This window comes from Streptomyces parvus (genome assembly GCF_014648875.1).
GTDB classification, from domain to species: domain Bacteria; phylum Actinomycetota; class Actinomycetes; order Streptomycetales; family Streptomycetaceae; genus Streptomyces; species Streptomyces parvus.
Genome location: NZ_BMRY01000016.1, coordinates 94,654 through 117,958 on the forward strand (window position 1 = coordinate 94,654; position 23,305 = coordinate 117,958).

The following is a 23,305-nucleotide window of genomic DNA, read 5'->3' on the forward strand; positions in this document are numbered from 1 at the left end:
GCCGTCTCCCCTTCGGCGGGGCGCCCGGGTAGGTTCGCCCTCATGCACACAGGGCAACTTCTGGGCTCGGGACGCACCGCCGACGTGTACGCGCTCGACGGCCCCTGGGTCCTCCGCCGCTACCGGGACCGCACCGACGTCACGGAGGAGCTGGCCGTGATGAGTTACGTCGGCGCCTTCGGCTTCCCGGTGCCGCGCATCGGTCCGCCCGCCGAGGAGGCCCGCCCCACGGACCTGGTGCTCCAGCGGCTGACCGGCCCGACGCTGGCCGAGGCCCTGCTCGCGGGGCGGCTGGGGGCGGCCGAGGCGGGGGCCCTGCTCGCCCGCCTGCTGCGGGAGTTGCACGCGATACCGCCCCGGGTCTCGACGAATCCGGAAGACTGCGTGCTCCATCTGGACCTGCATCCGGAGAACGTGATGCTGACGGCCGAGGGGGCGGTGGTGATCGACTGGTCCAGCGCGGCGGAGGGCCCGCCCGGCCTCGACCGGGCGATGTCGGCGCTGACCCTGGCCCGGATCGCGCTGGACCCGGCGTTCCCGGCCGGTGCCGACGTACGGCCGCTGCTGGCGGCGCTCCTGGCCGAACTCGCCGACGACGGGGGCGCGTCGGCCGCCGATCTGGCGCTGGCCCGGACCCGCCAGCAGGAGAACCCGTATCTGACGGAGGCCGAACGGGGCTGCCTGGACGGGGCGGTGGACCTGGTGCTGGACCATTCCAGCCCCTCCGGCGATTGAGGAGCGGGAGTCCGGGGGCGGAGCCCCCGAGGGGAAGCCTCAGCGCCGCCCGCGCCGCGCGTCCCGCACCCGCCGCAGCCGGTTCACCGTGACGGCGTCCTCCCGCAGCGCCCGCTCGTCCTCGATCAGCGCGTTCAGCAGCTGGTAGTAGCGGACCGGCGAGATCCCGAGCTCCTCGCGGATCGCCCGCTCCTTCGCCCCGGGCCCCGGCCAGGGCCGCCGCTCCAGGGCGAGCAGGGCCCGGTCCCGTACGGACAGTTCGTCCGCCCCGGGCGCGGGCGCGGCCGGGGCGTCGTCGTGATCGTGGTCGGGGGCGGCCGGGGCGTCGTCGTGATCGTGGTCGGGGGCGGTCATATCAGCCAACCTAATACCCGCCCCCGACACTCGCGCCGAAGCCGTTACTCGGCGGATTCCGCCTGCGTCGCCTCGGCGGATATCTCCCCGAGGATGCTCTCGGGGTTGCTGCCCGGCGCGACCGCGCTGCCGATCTTCTTCTTGATCGCGTCGCTGACCGTGGCCCAGGACGTCTTGCCGAACGGGGGCAGGGTCGAGTTGGGCAGCGCGGCCAGGAACTCGTGCAGCTTCTGGTGCTTCTTGTCGGTCTCCATCGCGGCGGAGGCGCTGCCGGTCACCGGGAGGAGGTCGTACTGCTCGGCGAACTCCAGCACGTTCTCGTCGGAGTAGGCGTAGTCCAGGAACGCGCCGATCTCCTTGCGGTGGCCGTTCTCCTTGAAGCCCATCATCCAGTCGGCGACGCCCATGGAGCCCTTGGTCGGGCCGTCGGCGCCGGGCAGCGGCACCATGCCGACCTTGACGCCCTTGGCCTCGGCCTCGTCCATCAGGGTGGGGTGGCCGTTGAGCATGCCGACCTTGCCCGCGGTGAACGCCTCGAACGCCTTCGCCCGGTCCAGCTTGCCCGGCGCGACCGGGCCGGTGAGGCCCTTGCCGACGAGGTTGTCCCGCAGCCAGCGGAACGTGGCGACGTTCTCGGCCGAGTCGATGTCGTACGAGCCGACGTCGTCCGTGTAGCCGCCGTTGCCGCTGAGCAGCCACATCAGGGTCTCGGCCTGGGCCTCCTCCTGGCCGAGCGGCAGGGCGAAGGGGTAGTCGACGCCCTTCGCCTTGAGGGCCGCGGCGTCGCTGCTGATGTCGTCCCAGGTCTCGGGGGCGTCCAGGCCCGCCTGCTCGAACAGCTTCTGGTTGTAGAAGAGCAGCCGGGTGCTGGCGACGAAGGGCAGGCCGTACAGCGTGCCGTCGACCTTGCCCGCGTCGGTGAGCGAGGGCAGGAAGTTCGCCGTGGTGCGGATCGCGAGCGTCTCGTCGGCGGTGTAGAGCTTGCCCGCCTTGGCGTAGTCCGCGTACGCGCCGATCTGGGCGATGTCCGGGGCGTTGCCGGCCTTGACCATCTCGGCGACCTCGCGGTCGACGTCCTTCCAGGAGAGGACGGTGACATCGATCTTGATGCCGGGGTGCTCCTTCTCGAAGCCGGACGCCACCCCGCTCCAGTACTTCTCGGAGCTGTTCTCCGGGCCGGTGCCGTAGTCGGCGGCGACCAGCTTGAGCGTGACGTCGCCCGAACCTGCATCACCGCCGCCGCAGGCAGACAACGTTGCCGTCATTCCCAGCGCGGCCACCGCCGCGGTCAGACCCAAAAAGCGCCGCTGCACAGCCTCGCCCATCCTCGTCGATCGCCTTGCCCACGGACGGTGTGCACGGCGCGGGCCGTCGGCCTCGCGCGGCCGCGGCAGCGCCGCCCTGCCCTGGGCACCGTCCGGATGAACAGCGATTTTCCCCCATTGCCGACGCGAAGGTCTACACCACCGGCGTATCGCTTCGGCAACGTATACGGGCCCTGAGGGCCACAACTGGCTTGCGGGTACTGGAAGTCGGAGACCCCGGCCCGTATCTTGGTCCAGACCTTTGGCTCGGATGACCGTCGACCCAGGGGTCCCATACGTGACGTTCCGGAAGAAAAAGGTCCGTTCTTCACTCGTTCATCATTTTGTATGGGTGCGCAACAAACCACGCTAGTGGACTAGACCTTTTGGGGGTCGGCGGGCGAAACTGTCTCCCGTGAGACATGTCATCGCCCTCGATGTGGGCGGCACCGGAATGAAGGCCGCACTGGTCGGGACCGACGGCACCCTCCTTCACGAGGCGCGGCGGGCCACCGACCGGGAGCGCGGCGCCGAAGCGGTCATCGAGTCGATCCTCGCGTTCGCCGCGGATCTGCGGGCCCACGGCGAGGAGCACCTCGGCGAGAGCGCCGTCGCCGCCGGGGTCGCCGTGCCCGGCATCGTCGACTCCGCCAAGGGCGTCGCGGTGTACGCCGCGAACCTCGGCTGGCGCGACGTACCGCTGCGCGCCCTGCTCTCCGAGCGGCTGGGCGCCATCCCGGTCGCCCTCGGCCACGACGTCCGCACCGGCGGGCTCGCCGAGGGACGCATCGGGGCCGGGCGCGGCACGGACCGCTTCCTGTTCGTCCCGCTCGGCACCGGGATCGCCGGGGCCATCGGCATCGCGGGCGCCATCGAGGCGGGCGCCCACGGGGACGCGGGCGAGATCGGCCACATCGTCGTCCGCCCGGACGGCCCCGACTGCAGCTGCGGCCAGCGCGGCTGTCTGGAGACGCTGGCCTCCGCCGCCGCGGTGAGCCGGGCCTGGGCCGCCGCGTCCGGGGACCCCGGGGCGGACGCCGCGGACTGCGCGAAGGCCGTCGAGTCGGGCGACCCGGCGGCGGTCGAGGTCTGGCGGAACGCGGTCGACGCGCTCGCCGCGGGCCTCGTCACCGCGCTCACCCTCCTCGACCCGGGCACGCTCATCATCGGTGGCGGTCTCGCCGAAGCCGGGGAAACCTTGTTCACACCACTGCGTGCGGCCGTCGAGGAACGGATCACGTTCCAGAAGCTGCCCCACATCGTCCCGGCGGCCCTCGGGGACACCGCCGGATGCCTGGGCGCGGGGCTGCTCGCCTGGGATCTACTCTCCACGGAGGTTTCCGCCTGATGGCCCCTCGCGCAGCAGACAGCACCGTTCTCGCCGGCGCCCGGGTGGTGCTCCCCACCGGCACCGTCGAGGACGGCCGGGTGACCGTCGAGGGAACCCGCATCGCCGCCTCCGCACCCGAGGGCGCCCGGACCGTCGACCTCTCCGGCCACTGGGTGGTCCCCGGCTTCGTGGACATGCACAACCACGGCGGCGGCGGGGCCTCCTTCACCTCCGGCACCGTCGACGAGGTCCTCACCGGCATCCGTACGCACCGCGAGCACGGCACCACCACGATGGTCGCCTCCACCGTCACCGGCGAGATGGACTTCCTCGCCCGGCGCGCGGGCGTCCTGTCCGAACTGGTCGAGCAGGGCGACCTGGCCGGGATCCACTTCGAGGGCCCCTTCATCTCGCCGTGCCGCAAGGGCGCCCACAGCGAGGAGCTGCTGCGCGACCCGGACCCGGCCGAGGTCCGCAAGCTGCTGGACGCCGCGCGCGGCACCGCCCGGATGTTCACCCTCGCCACCGAACTGCCCGGCGGCATCGATTCCGTGCGGCTGCTCGCCGAGCACGGGGTCATCGCCGCCATCGGCCACACGGACGCGACGTACGAGCAGACCGTCGAGGCCATCGACGCGGGCGCGACCGTCGCCACGCACCTGTTCAACGCGATGCCGCCGCTCGCCCACCGCGAACCCGGCCCGATCGCCGCCCTCCTGGAGGACGACCGGATCACCGTCGAGCTGATCAACGACGGTACGCATCTGCACCCGGCCGTGCTGGAGCTGGCCTACCGGCACAAGGGCGCGGGACGGGTCGCGCTGATCACCGACGCGATGGACGCGGCCGGCTTCGGCGACGGCTCCTACGACCTCGGGCCGCTCGCGGTCGAGGTCAAGGACGGCGTCGCCCGGCTGGTCGAGGGCGGCTCGATCGCCGGCTCCACGCTGACCCTGGACACCGCGTTCCGCCGGGCGGTCACCCTGGACGAGATCCCCGTCGAGGACGTCGTCCGGTCCATCTCCGCCAACCCGGCCCGGCTGCTCGGCGTCTACGACCGGGTCGGCTCGCTCGACGCGGGCAAGGACGCCGACCTTGTGGTGCTCGACGAGGACTTCGTCCTCAAGGGCGTCATGCGCCGGGGCGAGTGGATCATCGAGCCGAAGACGGCCTGAGGCCCAGGGCCGTCGGGCCCTGGGCATCCGGGCCCGAGTCCTCCGGGCCGTTGAACACGTAACGAAGCGATGGCGGTCGGCGTCCGGGACTGGGCCGACCGCCATCGCTTTGACATGATCATCGGCATCGCGTGCCGCGAGCGGCAGGCGCGCACCGCTGGGGCCACGCACCGAGGGAGGGACCGGCCGAGATGATCCTGACCGTCACCCTGAACACCGCGCTCGACGTGACGTACACCGTCGACGCGCTCGTCCCGCACGGCAGCCACCGGGTCGGCGAGGTCACCGAACGTCCCGGCGGCAAGGGCCTCAACGTCGCCCGGGTGCTGGGGGCGCTGGGCCACGACGCCGTGGTCACCGGCTTCGTCGGGGGCGCGACCGGGGGCGTCCTGCGTGGCCTGCTCGCCCCGCTCCCGCCGCGCGACGCCCTCGTCGAGGTCGCCGGGAACACCCGCCGCACCCTCGCGATCACCGACCGGTCGACCGGTGACACCACCCAGCTCAACGAACCCGGACCGCAGGTGAGCCCCGCCGAATGGGCCGCCTTCCTGCGGACGTACGAGGAGCTGGTGGCCGGGGCCGACGCGGTCGCGCTCTGCGGCTCGCTGCCGCCCGGCATCCACGTCGGGGCGTACGCCGAACTGGTCCGGATCGCCCGCGCCGCCGCCGTGCCCGTGCTGCTGGACACCAGCGGCGAACCGCTGCGCCGGGGCATCGCCGCCCGCCCCGACCTGGTCAAGCCGAACGCGGAGGAGCTGGCCCGGCTGACCGGCTCCCGCGAACCGCTGCGAGCGGCGGGGGACGCCCGCCGCCGCGGGGCCCACGCCGTGGTCGCCTCGCTCGGCCCGGAGGGGGTGCTCGCGCTCACCCCGGACGGCGTCTGGCGGGCGGCCCCGCCCGCCCCCGTGCGCGGCAACCCGACCGGCGCGGGCGACTCCGCAGTCGCCGGACTGCTCTCCGCCCTGGCCGAGGGCCTGCCCTGGCCGGAGCGCCTGGCCCGGGCGGTGGCCCTGTCCACGGCGACGGTGCTGGCCCCGACGGCCGGAGAGTTCGACGCGACGGCCTACGCGGAACTGCTGCCGCGCGTCACGGTGGAGCCGCACACGCCGGCGTCCTGACCAGCCGCACACGTCGACGCCCTGACCCTCCGCACACGTCGACGCCCTGACCCTCCGCACACGCCGACGCCCTGACCACCGGACCGGTGATCAGGGCGTGAGCGAGGGGACGGACCGGCCGTCAGCCGTTCTTGTTGATGTGGCCGGACTTCAGCTCCAGCTGGTCGAGGTTGGCGTCGCACTGGTCGCCTTCCTCGCAGGACAGCTTGAGGGTGTTGGCGCCCTTGTCGAGCTGGACGTACGCGTAGGTGTTCGTCCAGCCCTTCTCCAGGTCGCCCTCTTCGGCCTGCGCGAAGTTCTTCATGTTGATGGAGCGGGGCTCCTGGTCGTTGACCGTCAGGGTCGTCTTCGCGTCCTTGCCGGGCACGCCGTAGGTCACGTACAGGGTGTACGCCCCGGCCTCGGGCACCTCCACCGACCAGGTGGCCGAGCGGCCGACCTCGTTGAGGTTGATGTAGTTCCCGTTCGCGCTCTTGGCGCCCTTGACCGTGGAGTCCAGGGCCGCCGTGCCGCCCAGCGTCAGCGTCGCCGCGTCCTGCTTGGGCAGCTCGACCGGCTTCTGTGTCTCCTTCGGCTTCTTCTCCGGCTTCTTCGACTCCTCGACCTCGCCGGCGGGGCCCTGCGAGGAGGACGCCTCGTTCTGCTTGTCGTCCTTGTCGCCGTCGTCGCCCGTGAGCAGGGCGGCACCGATGCCGATGAGGACGACCGCGACCACGGCGACCGCCGCGATCAGGAGCGCCTTCGTGTTCGGGCCGCCGCGGCCCGTGCCGCCGCCGTGGCCGCCCTGGGCCGGGGGCTGTCCGTGGGACGCGCCGCCGGGGTAGGTCTCGGGGGCCGCGTACTGCGGGTTCGGCCGGTTGTACTGCTGCGCGGGCTGGCCGTAGGCCTGCTGGGGCGGGTAGCCGTACCCGCCCTGCTGCTGCGGCACCTGCTGCTGGCCGTACTGGCGCTCGCCGACGGCACGCACCTGGTTGTAGGACGTTCTGGGCACGCCCGGCTGCGCGGCCGGACCCGGGTAGCCGTAGCCGCCCTGGCCGGGCGCCTGGGCGCCTGCCGCCTGTCCGTCCGCGTACAGGTAGCCGAACGGATCGTCGTCCTCGGGCTTGCTCGCGCCGTTGTTTCCGGCCGTCATCCCTGGGTCACTCCTCACCATCTCGCCAGCCGTCGCCGACCGGCCGAGCCTACCTCGAACGGAGCAGGCCCCGAATTGCGCTCGATGCCCGGGACGGCCTCCGGGGAACCGGTACGGGGTAGGGGGAGGAACGGGCCGTGAACGTCATCCGGCCCTGCGGTGAACCTTCGACCGGGACCGTTTTTCCACGTACATCCGCTGGTCGGCGGAGCGCAGGACCTCTTCGACGGTCATGCCGCACTCGGCCCAGCCGATGCCGAAACTCGCCCCGACCCGGACCGCGCGACCATCGACCCTTATGGGCGGAATGATGGCATTTCGCAGGCGAACGGCCAGGTCAGCGGCGTCCGCCGCCCCGAGGCCGTCGGCGAGAACGACGAATTCGTCACCTCCGAGCCGGGCGACGGTGTCGCCGTCGCGCACACAGGTGCTCAGCCGCCGGGCGACCTCGATGAGCACGGCGTCGCCGGTGTGGTGCCCGAAGCGGTCGTTGATGGACTTGAAACCGTCGAGGTCGCAGAAGAGGACCGCGAGCCCCTTCGTCCCGTCGTCGTGCTCCGGATCCGGGGCCACCGTGTGCACATGGTGGTCGAAGGGCCCGCCGCCGGGGATCGCATCGCCCTCGTAGCCGTCGGCCTGGTAGCCGTGGGTCAGGGACGACTCGACGTCCCCGTACGCCGCGTCCAGCGCCTCGATCGCGGTCGCGGCCGGGGAGGAGTTCGGCCGCTCGCAGATCCGGGCACTGAGCCGCGATTTGAGCTCGGCACTGTTGGGCAGCCCGGTCAGCGCGTCGTGCGAGGCGCGGTGCGCGAGGTTCAGCTCGTGGCGCTTGCGCTCCTCTATGTCCTCGACATGGGTGAGCAGGAAGCGCGGACCGTCGGCGGTGTCCGCGACGACCGAGTTGCGCAGCGAGACCCAGAGATAGGTGCCGTCCCGGCGGCTGAGGCGCAGCTCGGCCCGGCCGCCCTCGGCGGAGGTGCGCAGCAGGGTGCCGATGTCCTCGGGGTGGACCAGGTCGGCGAAGGAGTAGCGGCGCATGACGGAGGCCGGGCGGCCGAGCAGCCGGCACAGGGCGTCGTTGGTCCGCAGCAGCCTGCCCTGCTGGTCGCCGCCCATCTCGGCGATGGCCATACCGCTGGGGGCGTACTCGAAGGCCTGCCGGAAGGACTCCTCGCTGGCCCGCAGCGCCTGCTGCTCCCGCTCCAGGCGGACCAGGGCGCGCTGCATGTTGGCCCGCAGGCGGGCGTTGCTGATGGCGATGGCGGCCTGGGAGGCGTACATCTGGAGCGCTTCGCGCCCCCATGCGCCGGGGCGGCGTCCGTTGCGCGGCCGGTCGACGGATATGACTCCGAGGAGGTCGCCCCCGCCCGCCGAGGCGTACATCGGGGCGTAGAGCCGGTCGAGCGGGTGCCACTCGTCCTCGAACCGGGGTTCGGGCCCCTCGGTGTGCCACTGCGGTACGTCGTCGTCGAGCAGGACCCAGCCCTCGGTGTGCGGGATGAAACGGAGACCGTCCCAGGCCTCGCCCATGGAGAGCCGGCGGTTCCAGGAGTCGCGGGAGCCGACGCGGCCGGTGATCAGGGCCTCGGCGGCGGCGTTGCCCGCGAAGGCGGCGATGACGAGATCGCCCTCGGGCCGGACCAGGTTGACACAGGCCAGCTCGTAGCCGAGGCTCGCGACGATCCCGTCGGCCACGCTCTGGAGCGTGTCGGCCAGACTCCGCGCCGTGTTGAGATCGGCGACGGCCTGATGCAGCTGCCGCATGGTCGCCAGGCGGACGTACGGCTCCGACTCGGCCTCCATCGCTCGCACCCCCGAGACCTCGACAGCAACTCCAGGTTTCATATCGACGTACTTGTTGCAGTGTCACCGCCACTGAATCACAGTGAGCTGTGCACCCGGTACACAGGGTCAGCAGAAAATGGACTCTGTGACTCAAGTCACAACAGATGACCGGGGGTGCCGGTGACTCACGGCGACGACGATCGTTCGGCGGTCACCGGGAGGGACAGGTTCCCCTTGTGCGCGCCCGCGCACGCCCCCTGCCCCCTGCCCCCTCCCGGGGTCCTAGGACCTGACTGGTCCCCTGGCCCGATGCGGCCGCGCGGCCCCCGCGGTTAGCGTCGGGATGTGCTCAACACGAAGCCCCCCACCCCGCGCCCCGAGACCGTCCCCCATGCTGAGGGAGTGAGCAACGACGAGTTCCGCGCCGCCCTCGCGCGGCTGGCCGCCGGGGTGGTGCTGGTCACCGCCCAGGAGCCGCCCCTCGACGAGGACGGCCGGGGCGAGGACGCGGGCATGACGGCGACCGCCTTCATGTCCGTGTCCCTGGAACCGCCCCTGGTGATGGTGAGCCTGCGCAACGGCTCCCGGATGGACGACCTGCTGGACGAGCAGCCGCTGTGGGCGGTCTCCGTCCTGGCCGAGAGCCAGCGGCACATCGCGGGCCGCTTCGCCATGAAGGGCCGGATCAGCGACCGGCTGCTGTTCGAGGACATCCCGTACGTACGGGGCGAGGTGACACGGGCTCCGCTGATCGGCGGGGCGCTGGCGACGCTGGAGTGCCGGACCGAGCAGCGCGTGGTGGCCGGGGACCACACCCTGGTGATCGGGCGGGTGCTCACGGCGGAGCTGCCGAGCCCGGAGGGCAGTCCGCTGACGTACTTCAAGGGGCGCTACCGCCGGTTGGGCTGACGCCCCGTTCCGGCCGGCCCGGAGCACCCGCCCCTGCCCGTCCGGGACGCCCGGCCGGCGCCTGCCCGTGGCCTCCGGCTACCAGTCGCGGCCGGAGCGCCCGCGCTTGGTGTCACTGCGCTGCTTCTTCTCGCGCAGCCTGCGCTCGTTGATCCCGCGCGGGATCTTCCGCTTGATCCGGGGCTTGGGCGGCGGTGCCGTGGCCTCGGCGAGGAGGGCGGCGAGCCGGGCGGCGGCCGTCTCGCGGTTGCGCCACTGGGAGCGGTGCTCGGAGGCCCGTACGGAGATCACGCCGCCCACCAGCCGGCCCGCGAGCCTCTCCAGCGCCCGCGCCTTCCACACCTCGGGGAGCGCGTCGGTCGCGGCCAGGTCGAAGCGCAGCTCCACCTGGGAGTCGCTGGTGTTGACGTGCTGGCCGCCCGGCCCGGAGGACCGCGAGAAACGCCACATGAGCTCGGCCTCCGGGAGGGAGACCGAGCCGCGGATGACATAGGGCCCGGACATGACACCCATGGTCCCTCCCCCGCACCCCGCCCGTCACCTTCTTTTGCGCTGCCCCGGCCCCGGGAGGGTGTCCCGCCCGGAGGAGTTTCGTAAAGAAAGTAAAGCGAGCAGGAACCTCGTGGTCCGCTGCACGCGTTATGACGGGTGACGGTAGCTTTCGTGATGGCACGAAGCCCGCACACGACGAGGAAAGGGACTTCCCATGGCAGTAAGCCTGTCCAAGGGCGGCAACGTCTCGCTCACCAAGGAGGCACCGGGCCTTACCGCCGTCACGGTCGGCCTCGGCTGGGACGTCCGCACCACCACCGGCACCGACTTCGACCTCGACGCCTCGGCGATCGCGGTCAACGCGGGCGGAAAGGTCGTCTCGGACGGCCACTTCGTCTTCTTCAACAACAAGTCGACGCCGGACCAGACCATCGTGCACACCGGTGACAACGTCACGGGTGAGGGCGAGGGCGACGACGAGCAGATCAACGTCAACCTGGCAGGCCTGCCGGCCGACGTGGACAAGATCGTCTTCCCGGTCTCCATCTACGACGCCGAGACCCGCAGCCAGAACTTCGGCCAGGTCCGCAACGCCTTCATCCGCATCCTCAACCAGGCCGGCGGCGCCGAGATCGCCCGCTACGACCTGAGCGAGGACGCCGCCACCGAGACCGCCATGGTCTTCGGCGAGCTCTACCGCAACGGCGCCGAGTGGAAGTTCCGCGCGGTCGGCCAGGGGTACGCCTCCGGTCTGCGCGGCATCGCCCAGGACTTCGGCGTCAACCTCTGACGCATCGCTCCCGAGCGCGCAGAAGTCTCACCGGAGCCCCCGGCCGCGATCGCGGCCGGGGGCTCCGGCGCGCGTACGTGAGGCCCCGTCAAGCCGCCTGCCCCGCACCGTTGAAACCCGCCACTTCGCCGAATACCGGACAGCGCGGCACCCCATTCGTACAAGAACTGGTCAAAAACTTGTGAGGTAATTGTCAGCACACCGTCAATTTCGCTCATTCGGTGGCACGCTCTCCGCTCGTAGTCCCCCCACAGGACGACCGACGGAGAACACACATGAACCTCCACACGACCCCCCACAACTCCCGCGCCCCGCGCACCACGCGCCGACTCGCAGCACTCGCGGCCGTGGCCGCGATGGTCGTCGCCGGTGTCCAGGCCGGATCCGCCGTCGCCACACCCGACGACGACGCCCGCACCACCGCGGCGAAGCCCGACACGGCCGCCGCCCTCGGCGTGAACCCCGCCGCGCAGCGCGCCACGGCCATCAAGTCGGCCCAGGCGGAGGCCTCCTCGGCGGCCAAGGCCCTGAAGCTCGGCGGCCAGGAGAAGCTGATCGCCCGCGACGTCATCAAGGACGCCCGGGGCACCGTCCACACCCGCTACGAGCGCACCTACGACGGCCTGCCGGTCATCGGCGGCGACCTCGTCACCCACACCACCGCCGCCGGCAAGCTGAAGAGCGTCGACAAGGCGACCGACCGGAAGATAGCCGTGGCGTCGACGACGCCGAAGCTGAAGGCCGCCGCGAGCGCCCGCAAGGTGATCTTCGCGAGCCACGGCGGTGAGCCCGTCCTCGCCTGGGAGACCGTCAAGAAGGGCGTCCAGAAGGACGGCACACCCAGCCGCGTCCACACCATCACCGACGCCACCACCGGAAAGAAGCTCCACAGCTACGAGGCGATCGAGACCGGCACCGGCAACAGCCAGTACAGCGGCGAGGTCGAGATCACCACCACGAAGTCCGACGCGGGCTTCGAGCTGACCGACGGCGAGCGCGGCGGCCACAAGACGTACGACCTGAACCAGGGGTCGTCCGGCACCGGCGACCTCGTCACGGACGACGACGACACCTGGGGCGACGGCACCGGCGACGACCGGCAGACCGCCGCCGTCGACGCCCACTACGGCGCGGCGAAGACCTGGGACTTCTACAAGACGGCCCTCGGGCGGGACGGCATCGCGGGCGACGGCAAGGCCGCCTACTCCCGGGTCCACTACGGCGAGAACTACGTCAACGCCTTCTGGGACGACAGCTGCTTCTGCATGACGTACGGCGACGGCGAGGGCAACAAGAACGCCCTCACCTCGATCGACGTCGCGGCCCACGAGATGACCCACGGCCTCACCTCCGCCACCGCCGACCTGGACTACGCGGGCGAGTCCGGCGGCCTCAACGAGGCGACCAGCGACATCCTCGGCGCCTCGGTGGAGTTCTTCGCCGACAACGCCTCGGACGCCGGGGACTACCTCATCGGCGAGAAGATCGACATCAACGGCGACGGCACCCCGCTGCGCTACATGGACAAGCCCTCCAAGGACGGCAACTCCGCCGACTTCTGGGACGAGAACCTCGGCGACCTGGACGTCCACTACTCCTCCGGCGTCGCCAACCACTTCTTCTACCTGCTCGCCGAGGGCAGCGGAAAGAAGACGATCAACGGCGTCGAGTACGACTCCCCGACCTCCGACGGCTCGACGCTGACGGGCATCGGGCGGGAGAAGGCGTACCAGATCTGGTACAAGGCGCTCTCGGTCTACATGACCTCCACCACCGACTACGCGGGCGCGCGCGTCGCGACCGAGAAGGCGGCGACCGACCTGTTCGGCGCGGACAGCGAGGAGCTGAAGGCGGTCTCGGCCACCTGGACCGGGGTCAACGTCAAGTAACCCTCCACGTCAGGCACGCGGAAGCCGGTCAGCCCTCCCGGGCGGGCCGGCTTCCGCCGTAGAGCCAGGCGTCCCAGAGCCCGGTGAGGTCCCGGCCGGTCCTCTCCTCGACGTACGCGGTGAAGTCGTCGGTGGAGGCGTTGGCGTGCCGGTACTTCTCGGTCCAGCCCCGCACCAGCGCGAAGAACGCCCGGTCGTCGTCGATCGCGAGCCGGACCTGGTGCACGACCATGGCCCCGCGCCCGTAGACCGGCGGGTCGGAGAGGTCGAGGGCGGCGGGCGGATCGGCGGGCGGGAACGCCCAGTTGGCGTCGTCGTCGTACGCCTCGTCGAAGCTCTCCCCGACCGGTACGCCGTCGTGGTCGGCGGCCCAGAGCCACTCCGCGTACGTGGCGAAGCCCTCGTTGAGCCACATGTCCCGCCAGGTCTTCGGGGTGACGGAGTTCCCGAACCACTGGTGGGCCAGCTCGTGGACGAGGAGGCCGGTGTCGGGCGGGCCGGGGAGGACGGGCCGGTTCTGGGTCTCCAGGGCGTACGTCGAGTCGCCCGCACGCTCCACGATCGCCCCGGCGGAGGTGAAGGGATACGGCCCGAACCTGGCCCGCGACCATGCCAGCACCTCGGGGATCCGTGCCAGCACGTCCTCGCTCGCCTCCGCCGACTCGGGGTCCACGGCGGTGAACAGGCGGATGCCCTCGGGGGTGCGCGACTGCTCGGTGGCGAACCGGCCGACGGCCACGGTCGCCAGATAGCTCGCCATCGGCTCGGTGGTCCGCCAGTGGTAGGCGGTGCGGTCGTTCTCCGTACGCCGGGCGACCAGCTGCCCGTTGGAGATCGCCTTCAGCGGATCGGGGACGGTGACCTCGATGTCGTACGCGGCCTTGTCGCTCGGGTGGTGGTTGCCGGGGAACCAGGCCATGGAACCGGTCGGCTCACCGAGGGCGACCGAGCCGTCCGCCGTCCGCAGCCAGCCCTCCTGCTCGCCGTCGGCGTCGGTGACGGCCTGCGGGGAGCCGGAGTAGCGCACGACGGTGGTGAACGTGCGCCCCTCGCGCATCCGGTCGTCGACCGACGCGTCGGGGCGGATCGTCAGCTCCCTGCCCGCCCGGTTCACGGCGGCGGGCTCCCCCTCGACGGTGGCGCTCTCGACATCGAGCCCGACGAGGTCGAGGTGGAAGGCGCTCAGGTGCTGGGTGGCGCGGGCGGTGATGGTGGCCGTGCCGCGCAGTCGGCCGGCGGTGGGGTCGACGTCGAGCTTCAGGCCGTAGTGGGTGACGTCGTAGCCGCCGTTGCCGAGCCCGGGGAAGTACGGGTCGCGCACGCCGACCGCGCCCGGGGTCCCCTCGACACCACCGGTGCAGCCCGAGCCGAGAAGCGCGAGGACCAGGGCGAGGAGAAGAGGTGCGACGGCCGGGGTGCGGGGGTTCACCGGTCGATTTTAGGCGGATTCCGGTGGGGGAAGGAGCCGCCCGCCTCGGGGGAGGAGCGGGCGGCTCCCGGCTCAGAGGACGGCGATACCGAGGGGCCGGTTGCCTGCCGTCAGGCGGACGGGCTCGCTCTTCTCGTCGTCCAGGTCGACGACCGTGATCCCGTTCCAGTAGCCGTCGCGGGTGAAGCCGCCGGTGACGTAGGCGGTGGAGCCGTCCGCCGACACCGCCACGTCCTCGTGCGGACCCTCCAGCGGAACGACCCGCTCCGTGCCGTCGGGGGCGCGGACGGTGAGGGAGGGGGCCTCGTCGTCCGAGCCGATCGGGCCGGTGCCCACCACGAGGAGCGTGCCGTCGGGGGTGAGCGTCGCGCCGTGCTGGTGGGTGTTGGCGGTCATCCGCTCGATCGTCACCTTCCCGTTGCGCGGGTCGAGCACGGCCAGCCGCTCCCCCTCGAAGGGCAGCAACAGCTTGCCGTCGGCGGGCCGTACGACGGCGTAGTGCGGCTTCAGCCAGGAGCCGAGCCCGCCCTCCGTGCCGTACGGGGCGACCTCCATGCGCCGGGTCTTCAGCGTGTCCGCGTCCACCGCCGTCACGTCGAAGGAGTCGTGGTCGGTGGCGTACACCTCGCGGCCGTCCGGTGAGACGTCCACGTCGAAGGGGCGCATGCCGACCGGCGCGGTGCCGGTGACCTCGCGGGTCGCGGTGTCGATGACCTCGACCGCGCCGTCCTCGCCGGGCACGTTGACCCCGACGTAGACGTGCTTTCCGTCCGGGGCCAGTGCGATGCCCATGCCGCCGCCCCGGTACTCGCCGGTGGTGACGGGGCCGGACTCCGTCGCGTACGGGATCAGCGCGAGCCGGGTGCGCTGCTCGGTGTCGACGACCGCGACGCCCTCGGCGGTGGCGACCCAGGCCCGCCCGTCCTCGCCGACGACGAGTCCGTAGGGCGCGGTGCCGACCTTCACGGACGCGATGGGCGCCCCGCCCTCCCCGGCACCGCCCCGGCCGGGGTCGACGAAGGTCACGGTGTCGCTGCCGAAGTCGGCGACGAGGAGGGTGCCGTCGGGGGTGCGGCCCTCGGGGGCACGGGAGGGGTCGGGGGTCGCCACGGAGCCGGTCGAGGCGGACGGTGCGTCCGGGGCGCCCAGGTCCGCTTCCGTGGTGCCGGTGGCGCACCCGGCGAGCAGGGCGGCGGCGATCAGGGCGAGGCCGGGGCGGCGGAGGGCGTTCATGGGTGTTCCTTCCGCTGGGGCTTCCGCTCAAGGCTTCCGCCGGGGCTTTGCTGCGAGCGGGTGCGACTACCGGGCGAGCGAGGCGACGCCCGCCCGGGCGAACTTCTCGTCGAGGTCGCCGCTGGGCGCGCCGGCCACGCCGATGCCCGCCACCGGGGCGCCCTTGACCTGGACCGGGGCGCCGCCGCCGAGGAACAGGGTGCCGGGGATGTCCTTCAGGTTCGGGGCCTGCTCCAGGCGCTTGACCAGCTCGGAGGTGGGGGCGTTCCAGGAGACGGCGGTGTACGCCTTCTTCACCGCGGACTCGGGGGACTGCGGGCCCGCGCCGTCGCCGCGCAGGGAGACGATGGTGTTGCCGTTGCGGTCGACGACCGCGACGGAGATCCGCTGGTTCTCCTTCTTCGCCGCGTCCAGCGTGGCCTGCGCGGCCTTGGTGGCGGCGGCGACGGTCAGGTGCGTCGTCTGCTGGAGGTTGCGGTTGTTCGTGTCGGCCTTGACGGCGGCGGCGGGGGCGGCCGCCGGGGAGGAGGCGCTCGCGGACATCGCGCCGAACGTGCCGGCCCCGAGGGCGGCGACGACGACGGCGCCGGTGACGACACGGGTGCGCAGCGACAGCTTCTTCATGGTGGCTCCTTGGTGATCCGGGTCGGCCCGGTGGCGTGCGGTGCGGGGCGGACCGGTGGTGTGCGGGGCGGGGCGGCCCGGAGTGGTCCGGGCGTTTCGCTCTGGTATCGATCCTCCCGGCGGATCCGGCCCCGTACGGTCGACGTACCGGCTGGAAGCGGCGGGCGGGACGGTCGACGCCCCCGTCAGCCGATCGGTTGATGCGGGGGTGGCCGGATCGGGTCACCATGGAGGGGTTTGTGCAGGTCAGCGACGGAACGTGAGGCACGTGGTGGAGCACCGCAGCGGTTCGCCGGACGCGGAGGCGGCCGAGGCCGAGGCCCCCGGGGCCGCCGTGTCCGACCCCGACGCGCGGGTCGCTGGGACCGACCAGGTCGCCGTGTCCGACCCCGACGCGCGGGTCGCTGGGGCCGACCCCGACGCGCGCTGGCTCGCGCTCCTCATGCACGCCGCGTTCTTCCTGCTGCTCGGCGCCTCGCTGACCCGGTTCCTGATGCGGCACCCCGGTGAGGCCCGCACCCCGTGGATCATCGCCCTGTCGATCACCCTGGCGGTGCTGTATCTCCTCGGCCCCGTCCTCGGCTCGCGCCCCACACCGCGCCGGCTCACCTGGCTCGGGGTGCTCGTCGTCGTCTGGATGGTGCTGGTCGTGCTGGCGCCGAGCTTCGCGTGGTGCGCGGTGCCGCTGTTCTACACCGGGCTGCGGATCCTGCCGCCGCGCGCGGCGCTCGCGCTGGTCGCCCTGCTCACCGTGTTCGTCGTGGCCGCGCAACTGCGCCTGTCCGACGGGTTCGACCCGAACCTGGTGCTCGCCCCGCCCGCGGTCGCCGCCGTGGCGACCGCGGTCTTCGTCCATATGCAGCGCCAGGCGGTACGCCAGCGGGAACTGGCAGCACGCCAGGGCGAGCTGATCGACGACCTGCTGCGGACACGGCGCGAACTGGCCGCCACCGAACGGCGCGAGGGGACCCTCGCCGAGCGCCAGCGGCTCTCCATGGAGATCCACGACACCCTGGCGCAGGGTCTGTCCAGCCAGCAGATGCTGCTCCAGGCCGCCGACCGCACCTGGAGCGCCGACCCGGAAGCCGCCCGCCGCCATGTCCGTACGGCCACGGGCATCGCCGAACGCAACCTCGCCGAGGCCCGCCGCTTCGTCCACGACCTGGCCCCCGCCGACCTGGCGGAGGGCGGCGGCCTGGAGGCGGCCCTGCACGCGCTGGCGGCCCGCGAGAGCGCCCAGGCGGAGGGCGCGCTCACCGTCCACTGCCATGTGGAGGGCACCCCGCACGCCCCGCTGCCGGACCGGGTGCAGTCCGCCCTGCTGCGCATCGCCCAGGGGGCCCTGGCCAATGTGCGGGAGCACTCCGGGGCGACCGCCGCCGGGCTGACCCTGACCCACCTCGACGACCGGGTGGTCCTGGACATCGGCGACAACGGCCGGGGCTTCACCGCCGAGCCCGAGGGCGTACGGGGGGCCCGCACCGTACGCGGCCACGGGCTTCCGGCGATGCGGGCCCGGGTGCGGCAGCTCGGCGGAGCGCTCACCATCGAGTCGGCGCCGGGCGAGGGCACCGTGCTCTCCGCAGAGGTTCCGCTCACCACCACGGAGGACCCCACATGACCGAGGCATCCCCGTCCCCCGCCCCCGTACGCATCCTGCTCTGCGACGACCACGTGGTCGTACGGGCCGGGCTGCTCGCGCTCCTCGGCAGCGAACCGGACATCGAGGTCGTCGGCGAGGCGGGCAGCGGCGAGGAGGCCGTGGTGCTCGCCGCGCGCCTGGAGCCGGACGTCGTCCTCATGGACCTGCAACTCGGCGAGGGCATCGACGGCGTCGAGGCGACCCGCCGCATCGCGGCCGACGGCACGGTCCACGTCCTGGTGCTGACCACGTACGACACCGACGCCGACATCACCCGGGCCATCGAGGCGGGCGCCACCGGTTACCTGCTGAAGGCGGAACGCCCGGAGGAGCTCTTCGCCGCGATCCGGTCAGCCGCCCAGGGCCGCACCACGCTCTCGGCCCCCGTCGCGAGCCGCGTGATGGCCCGGATGCGCAGCCCCCGCCCCAGCCTCACCGACCGCGAACGCGACATCCTGGCCCAGCTCTCCCAGGGCCTCGGCAACCGGGACATCGCCCGCGCCCTGTTCATCAGCGAGGCCACGGTCAAGACCCACCTGGGCCGCATCTACGACAAGCTCGGCGTCGACACCCGCGCGGGCGCGGTGTCGGTGGCGAAGGAGCAGCGGCTGCTGCCGTAGCCGCCGTCTCTGCCCATCAGCCGCCGTCGAGCACCGCGTCGGCGGTCGCCGCGGTGACGGCCCGCTCGAACCACACGTCGAGCACGGCGAGGTCCGTGCAGGAGCTGATGCGCTGCCGCACCTCGTCGGGCACCGCCACACCGCGCACCTCGAGAATCCGCAGAATGTCCTCTGCCCGCCCCTCGACACGCCCCTCGACGCGGCCTTCGTCGCGGAAGCTCTCGGCGACGAAGCCACGGAAATGGCTGAGACCAGTGCCCATCAGGTTCCTCCAGATCTCTCGGGCCGGGGTGGTTCCCAGACCCGCCTCGGTGAACTCGGCGAAAACCGCTGCGGCATCGGCGTCCGTGGCCCGGAGCGCCTCGGCGAGAGCCTCAAGTATGGCAGCGATGTCGGGATCGTTACTATGGGTGATCGCCGAGAAGACGGCCATCGGGATGTCCTCGGCCGCCCTGGCGGCCTCCATGACCATGGGCACGTTGTGCGGCCCGAGCACCAGGGGGAGGACGACCAGGCTCGGGTGCTCGTCCAGGCCGATACGGATGGGCTCGGCCGCCCACTCCGCCGTCCCCTTGTCCCGGCAGACGACCAGAAGCACGCACGGGTAGCGGAACTTCGCGTAGAGGTGGGCGAGGTAGTACGCCCAACTGCTGCGCTTGTCCGGGTCCTTCTTGCTCTGCGCCTCGATCGCCAGTAACAGGGAGCCCCCACCCGCCACATCGATACGCATCAGCGTGTCCACATGCCGTTCCAGCGGTCTGATCTCCGTGAGATCCGTGTCCATGAGCGAAACGGCGACAGGATCCGGGAAAGGGATGCCCAAGGTGCGGAAGGCGCTCGTGAACAGCCCCGGGTTCTTCTGGAAGATCCGATGATGAGCCTCGTGCGGCGAACTGACCATGAGCCGGACGCTAGGGGCGGAGCCGCATATGCGTCCGGCAAATCCCGATCGGTTCACCCGTTCGTGGCGGCCCGCCCCGAACCGGCATGACACCATCGACCCGTGCTCGACATCGGCTACTCCCTCTCCCGTCGCTTCCCCGATCCCCCGCAGACCGACTACCGCCGCGCGGACGTCCGGGCGCTGCGGCACGATCTGTTCTCCGGCGATGTCTACCTCGCGGACACGAAGGCGGACCGCGAGCTGTCCACAGCCTGGGGATGGGTGCCGGTGCTCGACTTCGCGTGGGCGCTGTGCGACATCGTCGAGCGGATCGACCAGGACCCGCGCGGCAACCGCTCGCACCGGCGGCAGTACGCGGAGCTGGACTTCACCGAGTCCTCGGACGTCATGATCTTCGAGCGGCGCTTCGGCTGGGTCGACGTCGAGGCGGACTGGATGCCGGGTGACGAGCCGCCGCTCACCTTCAGCCACTCCCTCCTGCGCCGCGAGGCCCGCGACTTCCTGCACGACCTGATCGCCGACCTGGCCGACCTGCACGACGGCCTCGCCGACAACCCCGTGATCTGGGACCTCCAGGCCCGTTTCCCCCGGATGTGAGGCCGTGGGGGGACGGCCGCCCTCACGCCTCCACCCGCACCCCGATCTGTGCCGCGAACGCCGGAGCCAGCTCCATCAGCTGGACCGGGCTGATCACCGCGCCCGCCAGCCGGTCCACGCCCCGGGCGATGTCCAGCTCGGCCACCGCGCGCAGGTCCACCGAATCCATCCGGGCACCGCTGAAGTCCGCCCGCTTCAGTACGCAGTCCCGGAACTCCACCCGCACCAGATGCGCACCGCCGAAGTCCGGCTCGGCCAGCACACAGCCCTCGAAGACCACATCCTTCAGCCGGGCCTCGCGCAAATTCAGGTAGTCGATCTTCCCGCCGCGCACCACCACCCGCTCCAGCACCGCCCCGTGCAGCTGCACCCCGCCCAGGCGGGCGTCCACCACCTCCACGTCCCGCAGCGACGCCTCCGCGAGGTCCGTGCCCACACCCCGTACGCCCGTCAGCACCGCGTCGATGAAGCGGGCCCGCGCCAGCTCCGCGCGGTCCAGGGCGCAGCCGTCCAGCGCGCAGTCCATGAACCGGGCTCCCCGGCCCGACGCGTCCGTCAGGTCCACCCCGTCGAACCGCACCCCGTCGTAGTCCCCGTCCGGCTCCAGGCCGTCCCCGTCGTACGGAACGAGCGGGGGCAGCCGCACCTCCGGCCGCCGCGCCGCCGTCACACCCGTGCCGCTCTTCTTCCTGCCGCTCACTGCCATGCCCCCCATCGTGACGCACACCACTGACAGTGACCCGCCGCCGATGTCACGGGCCGCCGCCCCCGATCCGTCGCATCATCAAAGAGGCGAAGGAGATCCAGCCATGGGACACAGGGAACACACGGAACGCCCGGAACACACCGGGCGCATTCACATCGTCGGCGGCGGCCTCGCCGGGCTCACCGCCGCGATCACCGCCGCCGAGTCCGGTGCGCGCGTCACCCTGCACGAAGGGCACCGGAACCTCGGCGGCCGGGCCAGGACGGCCGAGGGCCCGTACCGCACCAACGAGGGGCCGCACGCCGTGTACCACCGCGGGCCGTTCGGCACCTGGCTGGCACGGCGCGATCTGCTCGGCCCCGTCGTCTCCGTACCGCCCCTCGAAGGGCTCCGCTTCCGCTTCCGGCGGGCGGGAGCCCTCCGGAAGCTGCCTCCCGCCGCGCTGCTGCGGCTCTCCCGCCGGAACCCGCGCACCGCACCGGTGGACAGCACCTTCCGGGAGTGGGGCACCGGTCAGGTGGGCGAGGCGGGCGCCCGGGCCGCCGCGAACTTCGCCGCCACCGCGCTCTTCCACCACGACCCCGGCGCGCTCTCCGCCAGGTTCGTCCAGGAGCGCCTGCACCGTCTGGCCTCGCTCCCGCCCGAGGCCCGCTACCCGGTCGGCGGCTGGGCCCGGCTCGTCGAGCGGATGGCCGCGCACGCCCGAGGCCTCGGGGTCACCGTCGAGACAGGCGCCCGCGTCGACACCCGTACGCTCGCGGAGCTGGCCCGGACCGGACCGGTGATCGTCGCCACCTCCCTCGACTCGGCCCGCGCCCTGCTCGGCGACGCCTCCCTCACCTGGGAGAGCGGCCGCACCGTCCTCGTCGACCTGGCGGTAAGCGCCCGGCGCGGTGACGCGTTCGTCGTGTCGGACCTGGACGCGCCCGGCTGGCTGGAGCGGTTCACCGCCCAGGACCCCTCGCTCGCCCCGGCCGGCGAACAGCTGCTCCAGGGCCAGTTCGCGATCGCCCCCGACGCACGGCGGGCGGAGGGCGTCGCCCGCGCCGAGGCCCTCCTCGACCTCGGCTTCCCCGGCTGGCGGGACCGCACCACCTGGCGCGTCGACGCCCTCGCCGACGGCCGCACCGGAGCCGTCGACCGCCCCGGCACCACCTGGCGGGACCGGCCCTCCGTGGTCCGGGGAAACGACGTCTTCCTGGCGGGCGACCAGGTCGCCGCCCCCGGACTCCTCAGCGAGGTCTCCTTCACCAGCGGCCTCGAAGCCGCGATGCTCGCCGTGAAGGCCGTCCGACAGCGCTCCGGATCCGGGGTTGACCTCAACCAAACCTGAGGTACGAGGGTGGGAGGCACGGCCCGCCGCAGCGGTGGGCCGGACCGCCAGGACCCACGCCCCCGGGGAGCCCTTCATGCACGCCGTACGCCTTCACGCCTTCGGCCCCGCCGAGAACCTCGTGTACGAGAGGGCCGAGGACCCCGTTCCCGGCCCCGGCCAGGTCCGCATCACCGTGGCCGCGGCCGGCGTGCACCTGCTGGACACGGTCCTGCGGGAAGGGGAGCCGGGCCCCTTCCCGGCCCCCGTCGGCCTGCCCACCGTCCCCGGCCGCGAGGTCGCCAGCACCGTCGAGTCGGTGGGCGAGGGCACGGACCCCGGCCTGCTCGGCAAGCACGTCGTCGCCCACCTCGGCATGGCTCCCGGCGGGTACGCCGAACTCGCCGTCACCGAGGCCGACCGGCTCCACGAGATCCCCGACGGGCTCGACGCCGCCGCGGCCGTCGCCATGATCGGCACGGGCCGCACCACCCTCGGCATCCTCGGGTTCACCCCGCTCGGCCCTGACTCCGTGGTCGTCGTCACCGCGGCGGCCGGCGGCATCGGCACGCTGATCGTCCAGTACGCCAGGAACGCGGGCGCCACCGTGATCGCCCTGGCCGGGGGCCCGGCGAAGGTGGCGCGGGCGACGGACAACGGCGCCGGCCTCGCCCTCGACTACACCCGCCCCGACTGGCCGCGCCAGGCCCGGGAGTACCTCGACGCGGCCGGTCTGCGGGCCACCGTCGTGTACGACTCCGTCGGCGGGGCCACCGCCCGCGCCGCGGTCGATCTCCTCGGCCCCGGCGGCCGGCACGTCGTCTACGGCTGGTCCGGCGGGGAGCCCCTCACCCTCACCGCCCCGGAGCTGGCCGAACGCTCCATCACGTCCACGTCCGTCCTCGGGCCGAAGATGATCGAGCGGGGCGGCGGCCTGCGCGCCCTGGAAACCCGCGCCCTCGCCGAGGCGGCGGCCGGCCGGCTGCGCCCCGCCGTACAGCGCTTCCCCCTCGCCGAAGCCGCCGCCGCACACCGCGCGCTGGAGACCCGGGGCACGATGGGCAAGGTGGTCCTGGAGCCGTAGCCACCCGGACACCGCCTAGTAGGGCTTTGTTACGTCTCTGGGCAAGTAGTCGCTCTGGTGGTTTCCTGCTGGTATGAGGGTGGATGAACTCGTTTCGTGCAGGGGCCGGTTGGAGGAGTTTGCCGGGGAGGTGTTCGCGCC

Annotated in this window: 22 protein-coding genes; 12 read left to right on the top strand and 10 right to left on the bottom strand. The window is 72.5% G+C overall.

All coding sequences use genetic code 11. The features are described 5' to 3' along the window. The first annotated feature begins 42 nt into the window (after positions 1-42). Positions 43-735, top strand: coding sequence for a phosphotransferase (locus IE140_RS33415; protein ID WP_150194898.1), 693 nt, complete (start codon positions 43-45; stop codon positions 733-735). Between the two features lie 39 nt (positions 736-774). On the opposite strand, the gene IE140_RS33420 is transcribed toward IE140_RS33415, so the two are convergent. Continuing rightward, positions 775-1,089 carry a DUF3263 domain-containing protein gene (locus IE140_RS33420; RefSeq protein WP_150194896.1) on the bottom strand — a complete coding sequence of 105 codons (315 nt, stop codon included), beginning with the start codon at positions 1,087-1,089 and terminating at the stop codon, positions 775-777. A 44-nt stretch (positions 1,090-1,133) separates the two neighbouring features. After that, the gene (locus IE140_RS33425; protein ID WP_150194893.1) at positions 1,134-2,414 is read right to left on the bottom strand and encodes an ABC transporter substrate-binding protein; all 1,281 of its coding nucleotides are present in this window, start codon (positions 2,412-2,414) and stop codon (positions 1,134-1,136) included. Positions 2,415-2,847: 433 nt separating this feature from the next. Between IE140_RS33425 and IE140_RS33430 the strand changes: the two genes are divergently transcribed. The 3 genes from IE140_RS33430 to IE140_RS33440 all read left to right on the top strand — a co-directional run bounded on the left by IE140_RS33430 (position 2,848) and on the right by IE140_RS33440 (position 6,016). Further along, positions 2,848-3,741: an ROK family protein gene (locus tag IE140_RS33430; RefSeq protein WP_229827012.1), complete on the top strand. Its 894-nt coding sequence runs from the start codon at positions 2,848-2,850 to the stop codon at positions 3,739-3,741. Continuing rightward, positions 3,741-4,898 carry an N-acetylglucosamine-6-phosphate deacetylase gene (nagA, locus tag IE140_RS33435; protein ID WP_032781221.1) on the top strand — a complete coding sequence of 386 codons (1,158 nt, stop codon included), beginning with the start codon at positions 3,741-3,743 and terminating at the stop codon, positions 4,896-4,898. The genes IE140_RS33430 and nagA overlap by 1 nt, the downstream gene beginning before the upstream one ends. A 191-nt stretch (positions 4,899-5,089) precedes the next feature. Next, complete coding sequence (locus IE140_RS33440) at positions 5,090-6,016, top strand: 1-phosphofructokinase family hexose kinase (protein WP_150194891.1); 927 nt, start codon at positions 5,090-5,092, stop codon at positions 6,014-6,016. A 121-nt stretch (positions 6,017-6,137) separates the two neighbouring features. Here IE140_RS33440 and IE140_RS33445 read toward each other — a convergent pair whose 3' ends face one another. Together IE140_RS33445 and cdgB are read right to left on the bottom strand one after the other, a co-directional pair. Then, the gene (locus tag IE140_RS33445; RefSeq protein WP_150194889.1) at positions 6,138-7,148 is read right to left on the bottom strand and encodes a carbohydrate-binding protein; all 1,011 of its coding nucleotides are present in this window, start codon (positions 7,146-7,148) and stop codon (positions 6,138-6,140) included. Between the two features lie 144 nt (positions 7,149-7,292). Further along, positions 7,293-8,951 carry a diguanylate cyclase CdgB gene (cdgB, locus tag IE140_RS33450; RefSeq protein ID WP_010071212.1) on the bottom strand — a complete coding sequence of 553 codons (1,659 nt, stop codon included), beginning with the start codon at positions 8,949-8,951 and terminating at the stop codon, positions 7,293-7,295. Positions 8,952-9,335: 384 nt separating this feature from the next. Here cdgB and IE140_RS33455 point away from each other — a divergent pair, with 384 nt between their 5' ends. Beyond that, on the top strand, positions 9,336-9,842 hold the full coding sequence (locus IE140_RS33455; protein ID WP_032766403.1) for a flavin reductase family protein: 507 nt from the start codon (positions 9,336-9,338) through the stop codon (positions 9,840-9,842). A gap of 78 nt (positions 9,843-9,920) precedes the next feature. On the opposite strand, the gene arfB is transcribed toward IE140_RS33455, so the two are convergent. After that, complete coding sequence (arfB, locus tag IE140_RS33460) at positions 9,921-10,355, bottom strand: alternative ribosome rescue aminoacyl-tRNA hydrolase ArfB (RefSeq protein WP_093445325.1); 435 nt, start codon at positions 10,353-10,355, stop codon at positions 9,921-9,923. A 193-nt stretch (positions 10,356-10,548) separates the two neighbouring features. Here arfB and IE140_RS33465 point away from each other — a divergent pair, with 193 nt between their 5' ends. Together IE140_RS33465 and IE140_RS33470 are read left to right on the top strand one after the other, a co-directional pair. Then, positions 10,549-11,124 carry a TerD family protein gene (locus IE140_RS33465; protein ID WP_006125579.1) on the top strand — a complete coding sequence of 192 codons (576 nt, stop codon included), beginning with the start codon at positions 10,549-10,551 and terminating at the stop codon, positions 11,122-11,124. A 275-nt stretch (positions 11,125-11,399) separates the two neighbouring features. After that, positions 11,400-13,013: a M4 family metallopeptidase gene (locus tag IE140_RS33470; RefSeq protein WP_093445324.1), complete on the top strand. Its 1,614-nt coding sequence runs from the start codon at positions 11,400-11,402 to the stop codon at positions 13,011-13,013. Positions 13,014-13,041: 28 nt separating this feature from the next. Here the strand turns inward: IE140_RS33470 and IE140_RS33475 are convergent, their stop codons facing one another. The 3 genes from IE140_RS33475 to IE140_RS33485 all read right to left on the bottom strand — a co-directional run bounded on the left by IE140_RS33475 (position 13,042) and on the right by IE140_RS33485 (position 16,299). Further along, positions 13,042-14,442 carry a M1 family metallopeptidase gene (locus IE140_RS33475; RefSeq protein WP_150197421.1) on the bottom strand — a complete coding sequence of 467 codons (1,401 nt, stop codon included), beginning with the start codon at positions 14,440-14,442 and terminating at the stop codon, positions 13,042-13,044. 72 nt (positions 14,443-14,514) lie between these two features. Further along, positions 14,515-15,675 carry a YncE family protein gene (locus tag IE140_RS33480; protein ID WP_189460974.1) on the bottom strand — a complete coding sequence of 387 codons (1,161 nt, stop codon included), beginning with the start codon at positions 15,673-15,675 and terminating at the stop codon, positions 14,515-14,517. Positions 15,676-15,741: 66 nt separating this feature from the next. Then, positions 15,742-16,299 (bottom strand): GlcG/HbpS family heme-binding protein, encoded by a 558-nt coding sequence (locus IE140_RS33485; RefSeq protein ID WP_032781232.1) that lies wholly within the window; start codon positions 16,297-16,299, stop codon positions 15,742-15,744. Between the two features lie 379 nt (positions 16,300-16,678). On the opposite strand from IE140_RS33485, the gene IE140_RS33490 reads away from it, so the two are divergent. Together IE140_RS33490 and IE140_RS33495 are read left to right on the top strand one after the other, a co-directional pair. Then, positions 16,679-17,920: a sensor histidine kinase gene (locus IE140_RS33490; protein ID WP_373296214.1), complete on the top strand. Its 1,242-nt coding sequence runs from the start codon at positions 16,679-16,681 to the stop codon at positions 17,918-17,920. Next, entirely contained in the window at positions 17,917-18,561 is a 645-nt protein-coding gene (locus IE140_RS33495) for a response regulator (protein WP_150197423.1), read from the top strand. Before IE140_RS33490 ends, IE140_RS33495 begins: the two co-directional genes overlap by 4 nt. Before the next feature lie 16 nt (positions 18,562-18,577). Here the strand turns inward: IE140_RS33495 and IE140_RS33500 are convergent, their stop codons facing one another. Continuing rightward, positions 18,578-19,462: a hypothetical protein gene (locus IE140_RS33500; RefSeq protein WP_150197424.1), complete on the bottom strand. Its 885-nt coding sequence runs from the start codon at positions 19,460-19,462 to the stop codon at positions 18,578-18,580. 102 nt (positions 19,463-19,564) lie between these two features. Between IE140_RS33500 and IE140_RS33505 the strand changes: the two genes are divergently transcribed. Beyond that, positions 19,565-20,062, top strand: a complete 498-nt coding sequence (locus tag IE140_RS33505) for a hypothetical protein (protein ID WP_032781236.1) — start codon at positions 19,565-19,567, stop codon at positions 20,060-20,062. A gap of 22 nt (positions 20,063-20,084) precedes the next feature. On the opposite strand, the gene IE140_RS33510 is transcribed toward IE140_RS33505, so the two are convergent. Then, the gene (locus tag IE140_RS33510) at positions 20,085-20,768 is read right to left on the bottom strand and encodes a pentapeptide repeat-containing protein (protein WP_176741902.1); all 684 of its coding nucleotides are present in this window, start codon (positions 20,766-20,768) and stop codon (positions 20,085-20,087) included. 103 nt (positions 20,769-20,871) lie between these two features. On the opposite strand from IE140_RS33510, the gene IE140_RS33515 reads away from it, so the two are divergent. After that, positions 20,872-22,101 (top strand): FAD-dependent oxidoreductase, encoded by a 1,230-nt coding sequence (locus IE140_RS33515; RefSeq protein WP_093445319.1) that lies wholly within the window; start codon positions 20,872-20,874, stop codon positions 22,099-22,101. A 76-nt stretch (positions 22,102-22,177) separates the two neighbouring features. Beyond that, complete coding sequence (locus IE140_RS33520; RefSeq protein ID WP_150197425.1) at positions 22,178-23,164, top strand: zinc-binding dehydrogenase; 987 nt, start codon at positions 22,178-22,180, stop codon at positions 23,162-23,164. Positions 23,165-23,305 lie beyond the last annotated feature (141 nt).

Coding starts and splice junctions, on each gene's coding strand:
- IE140_RS33415 (WP_150194898.1), top strand. CDS start 43: ATGCACACAGGGCAACTTCTGGGCTCGGGACGCACCGCCGACGTGTAC.
- IE140_RS33420 (WP_150194896.1), bottom strand. CDS start 1,089: ATGACCGCCCCCGACCACGATCACGACGACGCCCCGGCCGCCCCCGAC.
- IE140_RS33425 (WP_150194893.1), bottom strand. CDS start 2,414: ATGGGCGAGGCTGTGCAGCGGCGCTTTTTGGGTCTGACCGCGGCGGTG.
- IE140_RS33430 (WP_229827012.1), top strand. CDS start 2,848: ATGAAGGCCGCACTGGTCGGGACCGACGGCACCCTCCTTCACGAGGCG.
- nagA (WP_032781221.1), top strand. CDS start 3,741: ATGGCCCCTCGCGCAGCAGACAGCACCGTTCTCGCCGGCGCCCGGGTG.
- IE140_RS33440 (WP_150194891.1), top strand. CDS start 5,090: ATGATCCTGACCGTCACCCTGAACACCGCGCTCGACGTGACGTACACC.
- IE140_RS33445 (WP_150194889.1), bottom strand. CDS start 7,148: ATGACGGCCGGAAACAACGGCGCGAGCAAGCCCGAGGACGACGATCCG.
- cdgB (WP_010071212.1), bottom strand. CDS start 8,951: ATGGAGGCCGAGTCGGAGCCGTACGTCCGCCTGGCGACCATGCGGCAG.
- arfB (WP_093445325.1), bottom strand. CDS start 10,355: ATGGGTGTCATGTCCGGGCCCTATGTCATCCGCGGCTCGGTCTCCCTC.
- IE140_RS33465 (WP_006125579.1), top strand. CDS start 10,549: ATGGCAGTAAGCCTGTCCAAGGGCGGCAACGTCTCGCTCACCAAGGAG.
- IE140_RS33470 (WP_093445324.1), top strand. CDS start 11,400: ATGAACCTCCACACGACCCCCCACAACTCCCGCGCCCCGCGCACCACG.
- IE140_RS33480 (WP_189460974.1), bottom strand. CDS start 15,675: ATGAACGCCCTCCGCCGCCCCGGCCTCGCCCTGATCGCCGCCGCCCTG.
- IE140_RS33485 (WP_032781232.1), bottom strand. CDS start 16,299: ATGAAGAAGCTGTCGCTGCGCACCCGTGTCGTCACCGGCGCCGTCGTC.
- IE140_RS33495 (WP_150197423.1), top strand. CDS start 17,917: ATGACCGAGGCATCCCCGTCCCCCGCCCCCGTACGCATCCTGCTCTGC.
- IE140_RS33500 (WP_150197424.1), bottom strand. CDS start 19,462: ATGGTCAGTTCGCCGCACGAGGCTCATCATCGGATCTTCCAGAAGAAC.
- IE140_RS33510 (WP_176741902.1), bottom strand. CDS start 20,768: ATGGCAGTGAGCGGCAGGAAGAAGAGCGGCACGGGTGTGACGGCGGCG.
- IE140_RS33515 (WP_093445319.1), top strand. CDS start 20,872: ATGGGACACAGGGAACACACGGAACGCCCGGAACACACCGGGCGCATT.
- IE140_RS33520 (WP_150197425.1), top strand. CDS start 22,178: ATGCACGCCGTACGCCTTCACGCCTTCGGCCCCGCCGAGAACCTCGTG.